Genomic DNA, 18,090 nt, shown 5'->3' on the forward strand with positions numbered 1-18,090 from the left:
TGTCAGGCGACTTCAATGTTGACTGTGCCGCCGTCTTCGCGAGCAAGCCCGCTCCCACAGGGGGATTGCGTTTCACTGACAAATCTTCTCGTCACGATCAGTGTTCACAGCGTTAAAACTGCCAATTGAGGCTCAGCCCTACGCCATGGCTTTTCTCGCGGCTGGCCAGTTGGCCGGTGTAATCGAGGTTCAAGCGAAGGTCCCGGCTCAGGGCCAGGCTGGCATGGGCGCCCACCAGCGCCGCATCGCGAACCATGGGTGAACTTTCCACCGTGAATGGCGTGCTGCCGCTGGCAAACGCCAGATGCTCCTCGGAGTCGGTGTTGCTCAGGTTGTGCTGCCAGCCGAGGTTCGCTCCCAGCTCAAGCTGCTGCTGGCCGGACAAGTCCACGGTTTTCAACGCGCGCACGCCCAACGTGCTGAGCACCGCATCACGCTGGTCGCCACCGCTTTTCAGTGCGGCGGCGTCACCTTTCTCGGTGAAACCTTCGGTGTCGAGGTGCACGTAAGCCAGGTTCGCGAAGGGTTCGAGCGCCAGGGGTTGCAGGTTCAGGCGATACGCCGCTTCACCGAACACTTGGGTGGTCGCGGCATCGACCTTGGCTTTCTGTTTGGCGCTGACGTCGCCGTATTGCAGGTCGCGTTTGACGTCGGCCCGATGCCAGCTGTAGGCACCGCCGGCGCTCAGGTGCCAGGCGCCTGACTCGCGGCCGGCATAAGCACCCAGGTGATAGCTGTCGACCTTGGCCGATGAATGAGTGCCGGCGCCCATGCTCACCGAGCTGTCGCTATAGCCGGTGACCAGACCGATCCGCGTTTGCTCATCGAGCGCTCCGTCGACACCGGCGAGCAAGCCGCCGATCGACATGGTGTAGCCGGCGGTGTCATGGCTGTCATCGGTCTTGCCCCACGCGCCCAGCGCCTTGATCCAGCCGTTGCTTTGAGCGCCTTGGGCGTCGACCAGTCGCTCACCGACCGCATCACGCAGGTGGCGGCTGTCGTTGATCAGTACCGAGCCCAGCGCCGGATAGATTTCTCCCGACAACTGCTGAAACGCCTGTTGGGCGGACGTCGCGGTGGCTGACAGCAGCAGGCTTTCGTAAACCGGATTGCCCGCCCCAAGGCCTTCAACGGCGGAGGCGACGGAGCGCTGGTTCGGCGTTTGGCCGACGCTGGCGAAGGTCGTGGCGTTGCGCTCGACACTCAGTTGAATACCGGTGGCGGCGTAATCAAGGCTGCCACCGATGAACAGATAATTAGGCAGCACGGCGCCGAACTGACCTTGAATGCCGCCGGCCGCTTGCAGGATGTTGTACTGATGACCGAGCAGGCTTTGCACCTCGGTTGCGCTGAGCAACGTTGGGCTGTTTTCCAGGGACAGGCTGACCGTTGCGCCGCTGACCGTGGCCGTGCCGCCCGCGATGATCCGGTCGCTATCGGTCGGCGAGAGTTCCACCGCGTAGGTCGAACCCGGCGCAAAGGTGACATCGCCGCTGACCTGCAAGGTGCCAATGGAATTGCCGGGCGCAACGGTCGCGCCACGATTGGCCGTCAGCGCGCCGATTCTTCCGCTCCCCGATAAAGTGCCGCTGTCATTGACTGTCACAGCCGAGGTCAGCGAACCGTTCACCGAAAGCAGACCGCCATTCACCGTGGTCGGCCCGCGATACGTGTTGTCGCCGGTCAGCATCAGCTGTCCGGCACCGGACTTGATCAAGCTGCCTGCGTAGATTCGGCTGGCGGCCGCACCGTCCCGAGCCATGCCCACCGCGTAATCAGTTTGATCCTGTTGACTGGCGCCCGTGGGGACACCGTTCTCCCAGCCTTTGGTCTTCAACGTCTGTTGCCAGGCACTGTGTTCCGCCGCGTCTTCGCTCTGACGCTGAATCAGCGCCGTGTCGGTGATGTTGTTGCTCCAGACATCGCGCTGCCCTGCCCCCAGATTGGCGTCGAAACTGCCGAGTAATTGCCCCGGCCCGCGCATCGCCCGATCAAGGTTGGCCACACCCCAACCGACGCGGGTATTCGGTGCCTCGGTGATCGAACCGTCAAGTTGAGTGGCGGTAGTCAGCAGGGTTTCCAGCGCCTGCTGGTTGTTCATGTACGGATAGCGTTCCATCACCAGCGCCAAGGCACCGGTGGCATGCGGCGCGGACATGGAGGTGCCGGATTTGATCGCATAGCCTGCGCCGGGAATGGTGCTGTCGATCTTCGCGCCGGGCGTGGTGATGCACCAATACTTGGCGATCCCGCACTGGTTGTATTTCTGCTGGTTGCTCTGATCCAGCCCCGACACCGCGAGCCAGTGGCCTTCCAGGTCCGGCTCAAAGTAGGGCAAGGCTGAACGCACGCTGGCGTTGAGGTAACCGCTGTTACCAGCGCTGAATACGTTGATCACGCCGCGTCGGGAAACGTCTGCGGCCTCATCGAGCCAGGTGCCTTTGTTCCAGTGCTGGGCGTAGGCGGCATGCAGATCGTCGAGCGTCCGGTAACTGACATAGGGCGGCTGGCTGCCCCAACTGTTGTTGATCGCCCGCACACCGGCATCGGCCAAGGCGTCATAGACCGCTTTGAAGTAGCGGGGATCAGGATTGGGGCCGAACAGGAAGCTGTCGTTCTTGTTGGTGTTGCCGACGTAAACCTGCGCGTTGTAGGCCACGCCATGCATGCCGGTGCCATCGCGCGAGGCACCGAGAGTGCCCGCGACGTGCGTGCCGTGGGAATCGTTGTTGAGATTGAGCGTGCCGTCGACATTGAACGGCGAACCATCGACGTAACTGCCGCTGGCCACCACCGCGTGGTAACGGTCGGTCGCGAATTCGGGATGGGACGCATCGAAGCCTGAATCGAGCTCGCCGATTTTCACGCCTTTGCCAGTGATGCCGGCGGCATAGGCTTGATCGGCCTGCATGCGACCGAGCCCCCAATCGCGCTGAAACTCCGCCGAGCGCCAACTGGCGGCATCGCCGAGGGTGCCGGTTTCCTGATAAAGCGCTTGGGCGACGCTTGGCACAAATGAAACCCAAAGCAATAGCATGCCGACCGAAATCGGCTTGATCTGTACGTCCATGTTCATGACTTCTCGCTTTTTTGGCGTTTTTGTAAAAGCTGTCGAAGATCAGAGACCGTTACTGACGCCTCGGGCCTTGACCAAACGCCTCGTCAACCCTGGCCAGGTCCTGCTCGCTCAAGGTCCCGGCGTAGTAATGCAACTTGGTCCAGGCCATCAAATAGTCGTAGCGGGTCTGGGCCAGATCCCGGCGGGTGGTGAACAGCTGTTGTTCGGCGTTCAGCGCATCGAGGTTGACCCGTTCACCGCCAAGGATGCTTTGCCGGGTCGACACCACCAGCGCTTCGGCAGAGGCCAGGGCTTTCTGATAAGCCCGCAGCTTGCTGACGCCCGACAGGCAGGCGCTGAACTGCCGACGCAGTTCGATCAGCGTCTCCCGAGTCTTGCCGTCCAGTTCGTATTCAGCCTGTTCCATGGCACGACTGGCCTGACGGGTCGAAGCCGAAACCCCGCCGCCGGCATACAGCGGCACGTTGATTTCAATGCCGATCGTGTTGGTGTCGTAGCGCTGGTTGTAGGTGTTGCCGCTTTCCGACTCGTTCTGCCGCACCGAGGCGTAGGCGCTGACTTTGGGCAGGTGCCCGGCGCGATTGCGTTCAACCTCGTAGCGCGCCACTTCCAGCGCCTGACGCTGGGAGGCCAGGTTCGGGTTGTTGGCCACGGCGATCTCATGCCAGGTGTCGTAACTGGCCGGATGCAAGGTGAAGGTCTGGAAGTTTTGATCCAGGGGCGTCAGGTCGGCGATGTCAATGGCCGGCACGCCGATCAACGCGCCCAATTCCCGCAGGGAGGCATCCTGTTCGTTACGCGCCTCGATTTCCTCGGCGGTCGCCAGTTCGTAGCGCGACTCGGCTTCCAGAATGTCGGTACGCGTGCCCTCGCCCTGACGGAACATCTGCTCGTTCTGCTGGAACTGTTGCTCGAAGGCTTTTTTCTTGGCCAGGGCAATGTCGATCTGATCCTGTGCGAACAGCGCCTTGGTGTAGTTCTCCAGCACCCGCACCAGCAACTCCTGGCTCTTGCCACGGAAGTTCTCGTCGGCGAACAGCGACTGCGCGACGCCTTTGCGATACGCCGCATACGCCTCGTAGTCGAGCAAAGGTTGTTGCAGGGTCAGCGTCGAGCCGTAGCTGCTGTAGTTGCGGTCATCGGTCTGGTTTTGCCCGCGCTCGTTCAGGTAGGTGACCTTGGAGGTATTACGGCCCTTGTTGTAGTTGTAACCCAGTCTCGGCAACAGCCCGGCGCGGCCGATGGCGCGGTTTTCAAGGCCGGCGTCACGTTCCTTGATGGCGCCGAGGAACACCGGATCATTGCGCAACGCTTTTTCGTAGACGTCGAACGGCCCCATGGCCATCGAACTGTTGCAGGTCAGCAGCGCCAGGGTCGCGGCGAGCATGGAAAGCTTATTCATACAGCGGAACATCCTTATTCCTCGGTCAACGCGGAGCCTGCCCGGTCGAGCAGCGGTTTGAACAGATAGTTGAGGAGTGAACGTTCACCGGTGCGCACGAACATTTCCGCCGGCATGCCGGGCTTGATCACCAGCCCGTTGAGTTTTTCCATGGCCTGCTCGCTGACGCTGCTGCGCAGCACGTAATACGGCGCACCGGTTTTCTCATCGAGCATCTGGTCGGCGGAGATCAGGCTGACTTCGCCCGGCACCCGCGGGGTGCGGCTTTGGTTGAACGCGGTAAACAGAATATCCACTGGCAAATGCGTGCCGACCTTGTCGACCAGATTGATCGGCAGATGCCCTTCCACTTCAAGACGGGTGCCTTGAGGCACGATCTCCAGCAGGGTGTCGCCCTGACGCACCACCGCGCCTTCGGTGTGAACCCCGAGGTTGACCGCAATGCCATCGGCGGTGGCGATGATCTCGCTGTGTTGCAGATCGAACCCGGCTGAGGTCAGTTGCTCCTCCAGGGTCACGCTTTTGAGCTGCGCATCGGCCAGTTGGGTGCGGACTTCTTTCTGGTACTCCTCGATGTGTTGTTGCAGCTTCAGACGCGATTCGAGGATGCCCTGCTCCACCCGACCGCTTTCGCCGGTGTTTTCTGCCAATTGCTGCTGCATTTGCGACAGCTGACGCTGGTACTCCATGAGCCGGTTGCGGGGGATGTAGCCGTTGTCCGCCAGAGGCTGAAGATTGCTCAGTTGCTGCTGCAGCGAGCTGGCCTGGGCGGTCAGGTCGGTGCGGGCGCGGCGCATGCCGGCCAGTTGCGCACCAGCACCTTCGATACTGGCACGCAACGCGGCCTGTTCCCGGGAAAACGCTTCGCGGCGACTGCTGAACAACTGCCGCTGGCCTTCCAGCACCAACGCCAGGCGCGGGTCGGGATCGTTGCTCAGTTCGGCGGGAAAGTTAACGTGATTGAGATTGTCCCGCTCGCTCTGCCACCGCGCCAGGCTGGCCCAGGCCATGCGGTATTGCGCTTGCAGGGATTGCACGTCAGCGGCCACTTGCGTCTGGTCGAGCTGAAACAACGGCTGGCCCTGCTTCACCACCTGACCTTCGCGCACCAGAATCCGGCTGACCACGCCGCTGCTCATCGATTGCACGGCTTTGCGCTTGCCCGACACCACCACGGTCCCTTGTACCGCAATGCCTTGATCGAGCGGTGCCAGACTGGCCCACGTGAAGAAACTGCCCGCACCGACGATCGCTAGAATCCAGCCCATGCGGGCGAAGAAACGCGCATCGCGTTCAGGGCGTTCGGCAATGTAGTCGTGTTCCATGGTGGCTTCGATGTTGTCACTCATACACCCGAATTCCTTGTCGAGGGCTGGTACTGCCGGCTCATGCTGAGTCCACCCGGCGCTTGCGCGGTTTTCTCCCGCTGCTGTTCCTGTGCACCGGAAAGCGCTTTGAGGACTTCCTGGCTCGGGCCGAAGGCCTGCAAGCGTCCGTCATTGAGCACCAGCAACTTGTCGGCCTGGGCCAATGCCGAGGACCGGTGGGTGACCAGAATCACACTGGTGCCCTGGGCCTTCATTTGCGCGATGGCGCTGGCCAGTGCGGCTTCGCCCACGGTGTCGAGGTTGGAGTTCGGTTCATCCAGCACCACCAGGCTCGGGTTGCCATACAACGCTCGGGCCAACGCCACACGTTGCTTCTGGCCGCCGGACAAGCCGCTGCCGTCTTCGCCGAGCACGGTGTCGTAACCTTGCGGCATGCGCAGGATCAGTTCATGGACGCCGGCCTGTTGCGCGGCCTCCACCACTTTTTGTGCATCCGCCTCACGGAATCGGGCGATGTTTTGCGCGATGCTGCCGCTGAACAGCTCGATGTCCTGCGGCAGATAACCGATGTAGGGGCCGAGATCGTCGCGGTTCCAGCGATGGATGTCTGCGCCGTCGAGCCGCACCGTGCCGCCGAGGGTCGGCCACACGCCGACCAGCACACGGGCCAGGGTCGATTTGCCGGACCCGGAAGCGCCCAGTACACCGAGCACTTCCCCGGCGCCGAGCTGAAAGTTGACCATATGCAGGGTCGCCCCACGTTGCCCCGGCGGACCCGCGCTGACTTGTTCGAACGTGATCTGCCCTTTCGGCGCCGGCAGTGCCATGGCCTCGTCACTCGGTGGAAAGGCTTGCAGCAACGCGTCGAGACGGCGGTAAGCGAGTTTGGCGCCGCTCCACTGTTTCCACACGGCGATTAGCTGATCAATAGGGCTCAGCACCCGACCCATGAGGATGGAACCCGCGATCATCATCCCGGCGGTCATATCACCCTTGATCACCAACAATGCGCCCAAGCCCAGCACCAGCGATTGCAAACACAAGCGCAGGGTTTTACTCAGGGAACTGATGACCGCCCCAGTGTCACTGGCCTGATTCTGCAAACCGAGAAAGCGTGAATGCACCTGGAACCAGCGATTGCGCAAGGCACCGAGCATGCCCATGGCTTGAATGGTTTCGGCATTTTGCAGGTGACTGGTGGCCAGCAGACTGGACTTCTGGGAGAAAACTGCGGCCTCGCCCAGAGGTTTTTTGGTCATGGCTTCATTGAGGCATGCCAGCGCAATCAACAGCAGCGCGCCCGCCGTGGCAAAAACCCCGAGCCAGACGTTGAACAGATAGATCACGAACAGGTACACCGGAAACCACGGCGCATCAAAGAAGGCAAACAGCGCCGGGCCCGTGACGAATTGGCGGATGTGGGTCAAGTCTCCCAGTGCCTGCCCGGCGTTACCCTCGCCCTTGAACAGATTGCGCTCGAACGCTGCCTGATAGACCCGCAGGTTGAAACGCCGCTCCAGTTGGCTGCCGATACGGATGACGATGAAGCTGCGAACGATCTCCAGCAAACCGATAAAGGCAAAGAACCCGACGACCATCAAAGACAGCATGGCCAACGTGGTTTCGTTTTGTGAAGACAATACCCGATCATAGACCTGGAGCATGTAAATAGAGGGCACTAACATCAGAATATTGATAAGTGCGGTGAAACAACCGACGCTTATCAGGATGCTTTTATAGTCGCCCAGTGCCTTGATTAACGGCGCGGTGACTGGGGCCTTCGCCATATTCATTGGTTTTTCCTGAACTGATATTCCTCACCACACTTTGGCGAGTTTCCATTTAACTACGCGTACACGGATCGAGCGTCTCTGTGCCGTTTATAGCTTACAAATCAACAACAACTTTTTTGACCGCGAAAGAGCTTTGGCTTTATTGACCAACCATTAAAAATTGTAATAACGAACTTTACATCGCCCGCTGCGCCGGTAGGTCTTTCACGTTTAGTCCGTTGCACGCTTGAGCGTAATGTCAGCCCCCGACTTCAAAGTGCTTCGATAAAGCGCTTCATGCTGTCGGCTGAAAAACAGAATTCTTGAGCCTTCTTTACCGGTAATTGCGATGCCGTCCGGCTCGGGAAACCAGCCGATAGCTTGCTCGCCAAGCCAGGCGGCCAGGCAATCAGTACCACCACCCAGGGTTTGGTTCGGCTGGAGGTCGATCATGCAAATATTCAGAGGGATTTCCTGCGACCTCCCGGAGTGACGTGGAGTATTCAAGGTTGCCTCCCACTTACCCGCTAACTCCGAGGGGTCCGCTAATTTCAGGCTGCCTGCCATGGTTACATCTCCAAGAAACATCATCGGCGTCGCCAATAGCCACGCGATTGCTTTGTAGGTAAAGACGCCAGGCGTCATAGGGCGATTTACTCCGGGTTGTAGCCTTACTCACTGTGCACGTCGATGCAAGGACAGAGAGCGACGCCAGATACGCCGCCCTCCTTTTTTACATCACATTACGCCAGGATGTCCGAGTACGCCGCCTGGCCTACGGTGCTGACCAGGAAATCAGCCACCCCGTGACCGGAGAAGTCCACCGACAACAGGCTGTTGCCGCCTGAACTGGTCAACACCGCATCGCCTGCCGCACCCGTGAACGAACTCACGAAATGCAAGCCTGCCCCGTTGGTAATGCCGGTCAGGTCGATCTTGTCCAGGCCGCTGACAAAATCGAGGATCTGGTCGACAACACCTGGCTTGGAGTCGCTACTGGCGGCGAACACGAAAGTGTCCGAACCCGCACCGCCCCACAGTTTGTCCGCACCGCCCGCGCCGTAGAGGATGTCGTTGCCGGCACCACCTTTGAGCTCGTTGGACACACTGTTACCAATCAGCAAATCATTGCCCGAACCGCCGATGGCGTTCTCCACGGTCACACCCTTGGCGATGGACACGTTACCTACCATGCCGCCAACGTCGGAGAACGAGGCCTCATTGAGATTGATCTTCTGGTTTTGGGTAAAACCGGAAAAATCCAGGGTGTCTTTGCCGCCCGCATCCCACACCGAAAACACGACTTTGTCCGACGACGAAGATGCGCTCAGGAAGTCGCGACCGGCGTTGGAGTTGAAGCCGTAAGTGCTGTCACCGGTACGCGTGGTGGTGTTGGCGCCGTAGAGCTGCTGGATGGCCGCGATATCGTCCATCAGCGGGCCGGACGCATACGCTTCGACGCCGCCCTTGCTGAAGTTCTGATTGGTATTGCTTTCACTCCAGTAGCTCATGACGCTGTAGCCGCGGGTGTCTTGCCCGTAGGACGCGTCGTTGTAAGTCGGAGCGCCCTCGCCCGCGTTGTAGTCGCCAGGGTGGGCAAGGCCCAGGGAGTGACCGATTTCGTGGGTCAGGGTTTGACGGCCGTAGTTGTTCAGCTCCGGCGTCTTGTTGGGCGTGTAGCTGCTGTTGGTCAGGTACCAGGAAGTCCCGTCATAACCCGCGCCGGACCCAGGCAGGTAGGCAAACGCCGCCGCGCCGTCCTGGCCGCCGCTGTAGTTGCCGAAGGTCATGTGAGCGTCACCGCCCGTGGCCTTGTCGGTGAAGGTGACTTTAGCCACATCGGCCCAGGATTGCATGGCGAGCACGGCTTGGGCTTTTTGTTGCGCGCTGAACTGGCTGAACCCGGTGATCCCGTGCTTGTTCATCGTGCTCGACGACGCCGAGGTCAGGAACGTGTAGGTGAGTTCGATCTTGCCACTGCCGTCCTTGTCCTGGTAGGCAGCGCCGTCGCGCAGCAGTTGGTCCGCTGCCTCGTCGACGGAGAAGGAGGGTTTGCCATTGACCGTGAGGTTGCCACCCCGATCATATTGGTGGCTGAAGCTATTGATCTGGTTAAACGCCGAACTGGTCGCAGCCAATGCTTGCAATGGCTGGAACGCCTGTTCGGCGGCATCAATAGCGTTACCTTTTACTTTCGACATAAACACACTTCCTTGTTTAGCTATGGAACAGTTTTTTGTCTGACAGCGACAATCTCTGGCGAGATCGTCCTATCACTCGCCCAATGAAGGCGAAAGAAAACTGACACAATTTGAAATCTAACGTCCACTGTTTTTTTGACGTCAAATTGAGTTGTTCCTGCAAGTACCCGGAAACAAGGGATGCGGTGCCGAAATATAATTTTTAGTTCGATGGGTGCGGACTAATTGTCTGACAATTGCTATTTAAATATTAAATATGAGTAAGTTGTTTTTTGTTGAAGGCGTCTCACTTTCCTTGGCACGTTAGTATTGAGCGCCAGTGTTATGCCATCAATTTAATTAAACACTTGGTGAGTTGTCATTGTTGTGGCGAGGGAGCTTGCTCCCTCGCACAGATAGACGATTGCCTCAACTCCCGGTCCGAATCTTGTTCCACACTCGCGTGCGAATCCGGTCGATGTTCAGGGGCATCGCCTCCAGGGCAAACAACTTGCCCATCATTTCCGGGCTCGGGTAGACCTTGGTGTCGTTCTTGATCGCTGGGTCGATCAGGCTGTCGGCCTGTTCGTTGCCGTTGGCGTAGTGCACGTAGTTGCTGATGCTGGCCATGACGTCCGGGCGCAGCAGGTAGTTCATGAAGGCATAACCGGCCTTTTCGTCCGGGGCGTCAGCGGGCATGGCGACCATGTCGAACCAGATGGCGGCGCCTTCCTTGGGAATCTCGTAACCGATTTCTATACCGTTGTTGGCTTCCCTGGCGCGGCTTTCCGCCTGCAGGACGTCACCGGAAAAACCTACTGCCACGCAGATATCGCCGTTGGCCAGATCGCCGGTGTACTTGGATGAGTGGAAGTAGCTGATATATGGCCGCACCTTCAACAGCAGCGCTTCAGCCTTTTTGTAGTCTTCCGGGTTTTTACTGTGATGCGGCAAGCCCAGGTAGTTCAGCGCGGCCGGCAGCAGTTCCGGGCCGTTGTCGAGGATCGCCACGCCGCATTTTTGCAGCTTTTCCATGTACTCGGGCTTGAAGATCAGGTCCCAGGAGTCCACCGGCGCGCTGTCACCCAGCACGGCTTTGACCTTGGCAATGTTGTAGCCGATGCCAGTGCTGCCCCACAGGTATGGAAAGCCATGTTCATTGCCCGGATCGTTGGTTTGCAGGGCCTTGAGCAACACCGGGTTGAGATTCTTCCAGTTCGGCAGTTGATCCTTGTCCAGTTTCTTCAGCGCCTTGCCCTGAATCTGCCGGGCCATGAAGTGGTTCGACGGAAACACCACGTCGTAGCCGGAGTTGCCGGTCATCAACTTGCCATCGAGGGTTTCGTTGCTGTCATAGACGTCATAGCTGAAACCGATGCCGGTTTCCTTCTGGAAGTTTTTCGTGGTGTCTGGCGCGATGTAGCTCGACCAGTTGTAAATTTTGACGGTATCGGCCGCTTGACTGAGGGTCGCGACAAGCGCAAGTGGCGCCAGGGTCAGTGTCTTTCGGATCATGAGTCGATTCCTGTATGGGCTATTGTTTTTGGCAGGCAATCAGAGGATCAAAAAATCAAAACGTAGGTCTTGCGCACGGTTTCCTGGATGTCCCAGATGCCGAGGCTGTTGGCCGGCAACATCAGTGCATCGCCGGCTTCTATGTGCAGGGTTTCCCCGTCATCCGGGGTGAAGGTGCAGCGACCCTGGATGAAGTGGCAGAACTCCTGGGCAACGATTTGCCGGCGCCAGCGGCCGGGGGTGCATTCCCAGACGCCGGTTTCGACGCCATCGTCGCGTTCGACACTGGTGGTCGAGGCCACCGCCACCGGTGTGCCCAACGGCACGGCGACCGGGTTTGACTCGTCCAGCGTCAGCGTTGCGGTGTTCTTGAATTGCGTGATGCTCATGGGAGTACCTGTCGATTGGAACCTGTAGATGAAGAGCGCGCCGTTTACTGCATGAAACCTTCCATGAACCCCGCGACTCCGCCGGCCAATTTGCGACGCCATGGCGCGGTGGCCGGGTTGGCCAGGGTCTGGTCTTCGTGGACGAAGCTGCGGATGATCGCGTTGTAGCCAAGCCAGCGGCAGGGTTCCGGCTCCCAGGTTTTGAGTGCGTCTAGCCCGCCCTGAGGAATGACCCACGGCTGGCGCACCAGCTCGGTGTCGCGCCCCAGGATCAAATCGGCCAAGGTCCGCCCACCCAGGTTGCTGGCACCCACGCCCTCCCCGCCATAACCGCCGGACAAGGCGATGCCACTGGCCTGATCGCAGAGCATGTGCGGCTTGAAGCGCCGGGACATGCCCAGATTGCCGCCCCAGGCATGGGTGATCCGTACATGCTTGATGTGCGGGAACAACTCGCCGAACAGATAACGCCGCAATTCCACTTCGCTGGTGGTCAGGTCAAAGTCATGGCGCAGCTTGCCGGCGAACTGATAACCACCCCGGGCGCCGAACACCAAGCGGTTGTCCGCGGTGCGCTGGCCGTAAGTGACCTGGCGGCTGCTTTCGCTGAACGCCTGGCCGCGACTCAGACCGATCTCGTCCCAAGTGGCGGCGGATAGCGGTTCGGTGGCCACAATCAGGCTTTGCACCGGCAACTGATAACGCCCCAACGGTGGCAAGGTGACCGCGTAACCTTCTACCGCCGGCACGATCCAGCGGCTGCGAACCTGAGCTTTCGCCGTGCGCAGGCTGCCCGACTGCCAATGGGTGACAGGGCTGTTTTCATAGATTTTGACGCCCATGCGCTCTACCGCCCGGGCCAGTCCTCGTACCAACTTTGCCGGGTGAAGGGTCGCAACGTGTGGTGCATAGACACCGCCATAGGGTTTGGCGACTCTGATCTGTTGCGCTAACTGCTCGGGGCTGAGCCAGCAGTAATCGTTTTCGGTCAGGCCCTGGCTGTAGAGCGTGTCCAGATAGTGCCGCAGGCTGGTTTCCTGCTCGGGATAACGTGCCGCGCAATACAACACCCCACCTTTACGGTAATCGCAGTCGATGCCTTCACGTTCAAGGACAATCCGCACTTCATCGGGAATGCCGTGCAGCAGATCGAAGGACGCCCGGCGCTGGTCGGCGGGCAACCCGGCGAGCAAGCGGTCCTCGCCCAACAAGTTGCCCATCAGCCAGCCGCCATTTCGCCCGGAGGCGCCAAAACCGGCGGTTTGCGCTTCGACGATGGCGATGTTCAGGTCGGGCGCCAGGCGCTTGAGGTAATACGCAGTCCACAGGCCGGTGTACCCGGCGCCAATGATGGCGACGTCGACGTCCAGATCCTGGTCCAGCGTCGGACGCGCCAATAAAGGCTCGTCGAGTTGATCCATCCACAAACTGATAGTGCGCCACGCCGGCATGCAAGACTCCGCCAATCAAAACTTCGATGGCGTCGATCCTAGTGCGTGGGGTTAGAGGCTGTCTTGCGCGCGTGCACGCAAAGAAATTTGTTTGACGTAGGCCTTGGGCGAGAGGCCGGTGTGCTGGCGAAAACAGCTGTAGAACGCCGATAACGAGTTGAAGCCGGCGGCAAAGGCCAGTTCGTCTATGCGCAGCGGCGGCGTGGCGGTATCCAGCGCCGCGAGCAGATGCCGCAACCGCGCCTGATTGACGTAGCGGTAAAAGCTCTGGCCCAACACTTGATTGAGCAGATAGGAAATCTGATTACGGCTGTACCCGCACTCCTTCGCGACCCGCTGCAGGTCGAGTTCGGGATCGAGATAAGGTTGCTGGCGCTGGAAATACTGTTGCAGGTCATCGGCCATAAAGCTCAGCTGGCGCGGCGACAATCCGAGCCGGCTGACTGCCGGGCGCTGGATGCTGGCGGCTTTGTGGGTGGGCTGCTCATGGACAAGGGAGGCGTACTCGTTGACCCGCCAGATCAGCCCGTCACGTACGGTAATCGCCTCGCTGGCCCGGAACGACACCAGTCCCTCGCCGCCGCGAAGCGTGATGCGGTATTGAATAAATGCAGTGTTGCCATCCAGGCGAATACGGTCCGAATGCTCCAGGGCTTCATCAGGATCACGGGGCATGCTGCTGCGCACGTACTCACGCAATTCGCCCAGCCCCATCACACGGTTCTGGAAAAAATCGCTGTACTGAACGTCCGGATGATAGAGCGCCATGACGCCGTCCAGATCCCGGTGCTTCCAGCGCAGGTGGTAACGCATGACCGTCTCGCCCGTGGCCTGGGTGTACTGCGGACCATCATCATCGGCGTGCATAAAAGACTCGACGAGAAAACGCCGAGCTTGCCCAAGTTCTGCCCCGGCTTCAATGGCCAATGAGTGCTGACCTTTTGCCGAAAAACCACCTCAACGTGACCTGAGTCAAAAAAAACTGAACCAATCGCTAAACGGCCTGAAAAATCCACATTATTTTCACATCCAGATGCTACTTTTAAGGTCAGTCAACGGTTGAGCCAATGAAGGCTCTTCCCTCCTAACATGAGCTAACGGAAGCGCTCGATGAAGAAGGCGGGCAACACATGAATAAAGGGTTCAGCAAGGTCACTTTTCCAAACGCCTGCCAGTTGATGCGCTGGCATTTTCATCCCATGGGTTTTGAGGCGAGCATGGACGCCCCGGGCAGCATGATTGCCCGTTTGTTTGATCGTGCCAGTGGCGAGACCATGATCGCCATTGCCGGCATTCCCTGTGCGACAGTCATGAATGCCGCGGATGTAGAACGGATAATTGAAGCGGTGGAGGATGAGCTTGAAGCTTTCATTCCGCCGGCAGCGTTCAGGAGTTACGCCTGAAGGCTAAGCAATCAATAAAAAGCCCACATTATGTGGGCTTTTTATTGGGTCGGATTCAAGATCAGGCCAACGCCTTGCTCTCGCGATGATCGACAAAGAACGGCTTGCCCTTGCCAATCCGGTCGGAGGCCTTGGGCATGTTCGCCGCCTGGGTGTCCTGAGTATCGACGTACCAGTAGCAATGACTCACCGCCCGAGTGATGCCCACGTAGGCCAGTCGCAGGATCTCGTCTTTCTGGGCGTTGTCGTAGGCCTCGTTGTCGCCAGCCTTGCCCAGACCCGCCATGCGATAGACCTGGTTTTTGTAGGGGGAACTGGTCAGGTGCTGGCAATCTCCGAGCAGAAATACCGCATCAGCCTGAAGACCCTTGGCGCTGTGATAAGTCAGTTGTTTCAGTCGTCGAGCGTCATAGGGCAAGCTAGAATCCACATTAACTACAGACTGAATATGTTCTTCTATCAATAGCTTATCGCTGCTTTTTCGATAAAGCATCAAGATCGAGTCGCCCTTTCTATAGTGCTCGATCAGGCGCTTGGCCATGCCTTGATCATCACGATCTAGAACATTCACCGGCAGCAACGCTTTCGGCTCCCCACTCGCCTTTGCCTTCTTGCCGGCAATCGCCGGCGCGGCTCGCACGATATGTTCGGCGGCATCGATGATGTGCTGATGGCTGCGGTAGTTATCGCTGAGCATCACTTTTGTAGTGCTCGGCGAAGGGAATTCCTTGTTGAACTCCATGAAATACGTCGGCGAACTTCCACGCCAGCCATAGATCGATTGCCAGTCATCGCCCACACAAAGCAATGATGACCGTTGAGCGCCACGCCCTACGTGCATGGCCGGTCCGCGACTGCGAATTTCCGCGAGACTGGCGCGGACCCAGGAAACGATCTGCGGCGATACGTCCTGAAATTCATCGATCATCAAGTGCGACATGGGCCGCAGCAGATCGTCACTCAGCAACTTCAGGTTTTCCGGGGAATGCTCGCTGAACAAGGCGAACATCCGGTTGTAGGTCATGACGGGTGGTTTCTGATCGAGCAGATGATCTTCCAACGCACGCCAGAACAGGCTCAAGGCTTCGAAGAAAAACCGGTCCGGGTCGTCCTTGGCAAAACTCATCTGGCCTACGGCATTCGGGACATCCAGGCCGAGGTTCTCGATAAACCCGGCCGCCGCGACAAAACAGTCCAGCAATGGCGCAGAGCCGAGCTCACCCTTGACCTTGTAATCGAAGCCAGGCCCGGCACTGGCATCGCCAGCCAGCGACGCCAAAACCCGTTTTGAAGATTCATAACTATCTAGCCATATCAAAGGCTTACGACAGAATGCTTGAAACAAGGTGCGCTTTACTGCCCACTCGGCACGCACGCTCAATTTGGCGTTGGGGCGGCTGAGCTGCGGGTTTTCCCGGGGATCAAAACCTAATACCACCCAGGCATCCAGCGTTGGAATATAGCCATGACAATGGAACGTTGAACCGTTGATATCGAACGACTGACGATTCGGCTCGATGCCCTTGATCGGCCAAGCGCCGGCGCGAAACCACAAGTCTTCAAGGGTGTCGCAAAGCTCTTCATCACGCTTCGCCGCCAGTTCGGTCACAGCCATGCGCTTCTGCACGTCCGGGTGATCGCGTTCCAGCTCCTTGAGTTGCAGGGCATGGCGGGACAATGGCTTGATCAAATCGCGGAAACGCTCATCGCGGGTGTGCAGGTTGTGATAGCAGGCGTTGAGTTGCTGACGCTGGGCATCGTTGATACGCAGGTCAAAAGGATTGCTGTCGACCTCTTCATCACCGCCTTGTACCCGGTGACTGAGGTTTTCGAACGCTTGCAGCCGCTCAAAGCCCGGCAAGCTACGAACCATCGGCAGTATGCGCGAGTGGAAAGTGCGCACCAGATCCCGCGCCTCTTTGAGACCGAGCGACCGCCCCCAGAGCGCAAACAATTCGATCAGCTTATTGATGAAATCTTTACGCGACTCTCGGGTAAAGGTCACCACGGTCATCGAGCTCAGCTCGAATCCCAAGTAGTGGCTCAGCAGCACAATGCGCAGCGCCAACGTTGTGGACTTGCCAGCACCCGCCCCGGCAATCACCGAGGTCGAGGGTGTGTCGCTGAAGATCATCTTCCACTGAGCGGCACTGGGCTGGGCGTGCGGCGGCAGCAGTCGGGCGACATCGGCCTTCATGCGCTTCTTCAGCTCGGCGCTCAATGGCAGCCGCCAGTCATCGAACAGGTTGTCGTCGACATGGGGCGGTCGGTGCTCAGTTGAGCGCGAGTCGCGAATCAGCAAAACCTGTCGGCCTTCTTCCAGCCCTTCGAGCTTGCCTTCCTTATAGCCGTAATCCACCCCGGCGCTGTGCCCGCTGCGGAAGCCGTCCGCTTGGCCGTGCAACCAGGATGCGCGGTGTTGCGCGCGCAGTCGGGTCAGGCCGTGGCCAAAGAATCGGGCGGCCAGGCGTTTGAGCAATGGCATCTCGGCCAGGGGACGAAGTTCAGGAGGAAGATCGGGGGTGTGTTGCGGCACGCGGACTGACTCCAGGGTGTGAGGCTGTTGAGGGCTATGGTGTCTGCATTTGCTCTTGAGTTCTAGTGAAATGCTTACAGGTCATTGGCTTATGCGATGAAGTGAAGGTTGGGTGAGAATTTTTCGAGGTTATTTAACATCAGCCAATTCGATTGTATTGAGGCATTTTTTACGCTTTTTATCGATTGATGCCTGATAGATGATGCTCGCCATTAACCACCCTTTTCCGGAGACGATCATGCTTGAACTCAGACCTTTCAACTCCTTGGGCGGCGCCCACCATGGCTGGTTGGATGCGCATCACCACTTTTCGTTCGCCGAGTACCATGACCCCAAACGCATGAACTGGGGCAATCTGCGGGTATGGAACGACGATGTGATTGCATCGGGCACCGGCTTCCCGAAACACCCGCACCGGGACATGGAGATCATCACATACGTTCGTGAAGGAGCCATTAGCCACGAAGACAACCTTGGCAACAAGGGTCGCACCGAAGCGGGCGATGTTCAGGTCATGAGTGCCGGCACCGGGATCGCCCACAGCGAATACAACCTGGAGGCGACTGAAACCAAAATTTTCCAGATCTGGATCATCCCGAACGAATCCGGTCTGGCACCGTCCTGGGGCGCCAAGCCTTTCCCTAAAGGTCAGCGCGAAGGTTTCGTGACCCTGGCCAGCGGCAAGGCCGGCGACGATCAAAGCCTGCGGATTCGAGCTGATGCGCGGTTGGTGGCGGCAAATCTGAAGGCTGGCGAGACCGCTGTGTACCGCCTGGACAACGGCCGTCGCGCCTATCTGGTGCCGGCCACCGGTGTCATTGAAGTCAATGGCTTGCGTGCACAAGCTCGAGATGGTGTTGCGGTTGCCGAGGAGCAGGTGTTGCGGGTAACGGCCATTGAGGACAGTGAAATCGTTTTGGTGGATTTGGCTTGAAGGTGTAAATGCTGGGCAAAAAAAGGGGAGACCGTAAATGGTCGCCCCTTTTTCTTTAATGGTGTTGACTGCGTGGACGTCTTCGCGGGCAAGCCCGCTCC

Annotated in this window: 13 protein-coding genes; 2 read left to right on the forward strand and 11 right to left on the reverse strand. The window is 58.9% G+C overall.

What is annotated here, in order from left to right:
- Window positions 1-112 precede the first annotated feature (112 nt).
- The 10 genes from eprS to ACA055_RS15450 form a co-directional block, all read right to left on the reverse strand.
- The gene (gene eprS, locus ACA055_RS15405) at window positions 113-3,070 is read right to left on the reverse strand and encodes an autotransporter serine peptidase EprS (RefSeq protein WP_497684429.1); all 2,958 of its coding nucleotides are present in this window, start codon (window positions 3,068-3,070) and stop codon (window positions 113-115) included.
- A 58-nt stretch (window positions 3,071-3,128) separates the two neighbouring features.
- Complete coding sequence (locus ACA055_RS15410; RefSeq protein WP_497679423.1) at window positions 3,129-4,493, reverse strand: TolC family outer membrane protein; 1,365 nt, start codon at window positions 4,491-4,493, stop codon at window positions 3,129-3,131.
- Window positions 4,494-4,495: 2 nt separating this feature from the next.
- Window positions 4,496-5,830: an HlyD family type I secretion periplasmic adaptor subunit gene (locus ACA055_RS15415; protein WP_497679424.1), complete on the reverse strand. Its 1,335-nt coding sequence runs from the start codon at window positions 5,828-5,830 to the stop codon at window positions 4,496-4,498.
- Entirely contained in the window at window positions 5,827-7,602 is a 1,776-nt protein-coding gene (locus ACA055_RS15420) for a type I secretion system permease/ATPase (RefSeq protein WP_497679425.1), read from the reverse strand. The genes ACA055_RS15415 and ACA055_RS15420 overlap by 4 nt, the downstream gene beginning before the upstream one ends.
- Window positions 7,603-7,812: 210 nt before the next feature.
- Entirely contained in the window at window positions 7,813-8,226 is a 414-nt protein-coding gene (locus tag ACA055_RS15425; RefSeq protein WP_497679426.1) for an AprI/Inh family metalloprotease inhibitor, read from the reverse strand.
- 98 nt (window positions 8,227-8,324) lie between these two features.
- Window positions 8,325-9,782: a serralysin family metalloprotease gene (locus tag ACA055_RS15430; protein ID WP_497679427.1), complete on the reverse strand. Its 1,458-nt coding sequence runs from the start codon at window positions 9,780-9,782 to the stop codon at window positions 8,325-8,327.
- A 408-nt stretch (window positions 9,783-10,190) separates the two neighbouring features.
- Entirely contained in the window at window positions 10,191-11,276 is a 1,086-nt protein-coding gene (locus ACA055_RS15435; protein WP_497679428.1) for a polyamine ABC transporter substrate-binding protein, read from the reverse strand.
- A gap of 47 nt (window positions 11,277-11,323) precedes the next feature.
- The gene (locus ACA055_RS15440) at window positions 11,324-11,665 is read right to left on the reverse strand and encodes a cupin domain-containing protein (protein ID WP_497679429.1); all 342 of its coding nucleotides are present in this window, start codon (window positions 11,663-11,665) and stop codon (window positions 11,324-11,326) included.
- A 44-nt stretch (window positions 11,666-11,709) separates the two neighbouring features.
- Window positions 11,710-13,116: an NAD(P)/FAD-dependent oxidoreductase gene (locus ACA055_RS15445; RefSeq protein ID WP_497679430.1), complete on the reverse strand. Its 1,407-nt coding sequence runs from the start codon at window positions 13,114-13,116 to the stop codon at window positions 11,710-11,712.
- A 51-nt stretch (window positions 13,117-13,167) separates the two neighbouring features.
- Window positions 13,168-13,983 (reverse strand): AraC family transcriptional regulator, encoded by an 816-nt coding sequence (locus tag ACA055_RS15450; protein WP_497684430.1) that lies wholly within the window; start codon window positions 13,981-13,983, stop codon window positions 13,168-13,170.
- Between the two features lie 263 nt (window positions 13,984-14,246).
- Here ACA055_RS15450 and ACA055_RS15455 point away from each other — a divergent pair, with 263 nt between their 5' ends.
- Window positions 14,247-14,519: a DUF1652 domain-containing protein gene (locus ACA055_RS15455; RefSeq protein ID WP_415769132.1), complete on the forward strand. Its 273-nt coding sequence runs from the start codon at window positions 14,247-14,249 to the stop codon at window positions 14,517-14,519.
- Between the two features lie 61 nt (window positions 14,520-14,580).
- Here ACA055_RS15455 and ACA055_RS15460 read toward each other — a convergent pair whose 3' ends face one another.
- On the reverse strand, window positions 14,581-17,055 hold the full coding sequence (locus tag ACA055_RS15460; RefSeq protein WP_497679431.1) for a UvrD-helicase domain-containing protein: 2,475 nt from the start codon (window positions 17,053-17,055) through the stop codon (window positions 14,581-14,583).
- A 238-nt stretch (window positions 17,056-17,293) separates the two neighbouring features.
- Between ACA055_RS15460 and ACA055_RS15465 the strand changes: the two genes are divergently transcribed.
- Window positions 17,294-17,989: a pirin family protein gene (locus tag ACA055_RS15465; protein ID WP_497679432.1), complete on the forward strand. Its 696-nt coding sequence runs from the start codon at window positions 17,294-17,296 to the stop codon at window positions 17,987-17,989.
- Window positions 17,990-18,090: the final 101 nt, after the last annotated feature.

Source organism: Pseudomonas sp. LBUM1657, assembly GCF_059716075.1.

Coding starts and splice junctions, on each gene's coding strand:
- eprS (WP_497684429.1), bottom strand. CDS start 3,070: ATGGACGTACAGATCAAGCCGATTTCGGTCGGCATGCTATTGCTTTGG.
- ACA055_RS15420 (WP_497679425.1), bottom strand. CDS start 7,602: ATGAATATGGCGAAGGCCCCAGTCACCGCGCCGTTAATCAAGGCACTG.
- ACA055_RS15410 (WP_497679423.1), bottom strand. CDS start 4,493: ATGTTCCGCTGTATGAATAAGCTTTCCATGCTCGCCGCGACCCTGGCG.
- ACA055_RS15425 (WP_497679426.1), bottom strand. CDS start 8,226: ATGACGCCTGGCGTCTTTACCTACAAAGCAATCGCGTGGCTATTGGCG.
- ACA055_RS15415 (WP_497679424.1), bottom strand. CDS start 5,830: ATGAGTGACAACATCGAAGCCACCATGGAACACGACTACATTGCCGAA.
- ACA055_RS15465 (WP_497679432.1), top strand. CDS start 17,294: ATGCTTGAACTCAGACCTTTCAACTCCTTGGGCGGCGCCCACCATGGC.
- ACA055_RS15430 (WP_497679427.1), bottom strand. CDS start 9,782: ATGTCGAAAGTAAAAGGTAACGCTATTGATGCCGCCGAACAGGCGTTC.
- ACA055_RS15435 (WP_497679428.1), bottom strand. CDS start 11,276: ATGATCCGAAAGACACTGACCCTGGCGCCACTTGCGCTTGTCGCGACC.
- ACA055_RS15445 (WP_497679430.1), bottom strand. CDS start 13,116: ATGCCGGCGTGGCGCACTATCAGTTTGTGGATGGATCAACTCGACGAG.
- ACA055_RS15440 (WP_497679429.1), bottom strand. CDS start 11,665: ATGAGCATCACGCAATTCAAGAACACCGCAACGCTGACGCTGGACGAG.
- ACA055_RS15450 (WP_497684430.1), bottom strand. CDS start 13,983: ATGCACGCCGATGATGATGGTCCGCAGTACACCCAGGCCACGGGCGAG.
- ACA055_RS15455 (WP_415769132.1), top strand. CDS start 14,247: ATGAATAAAGGGTTCAGCAAGGTCACTTTTCCAAACGCCTGCCAGTTG.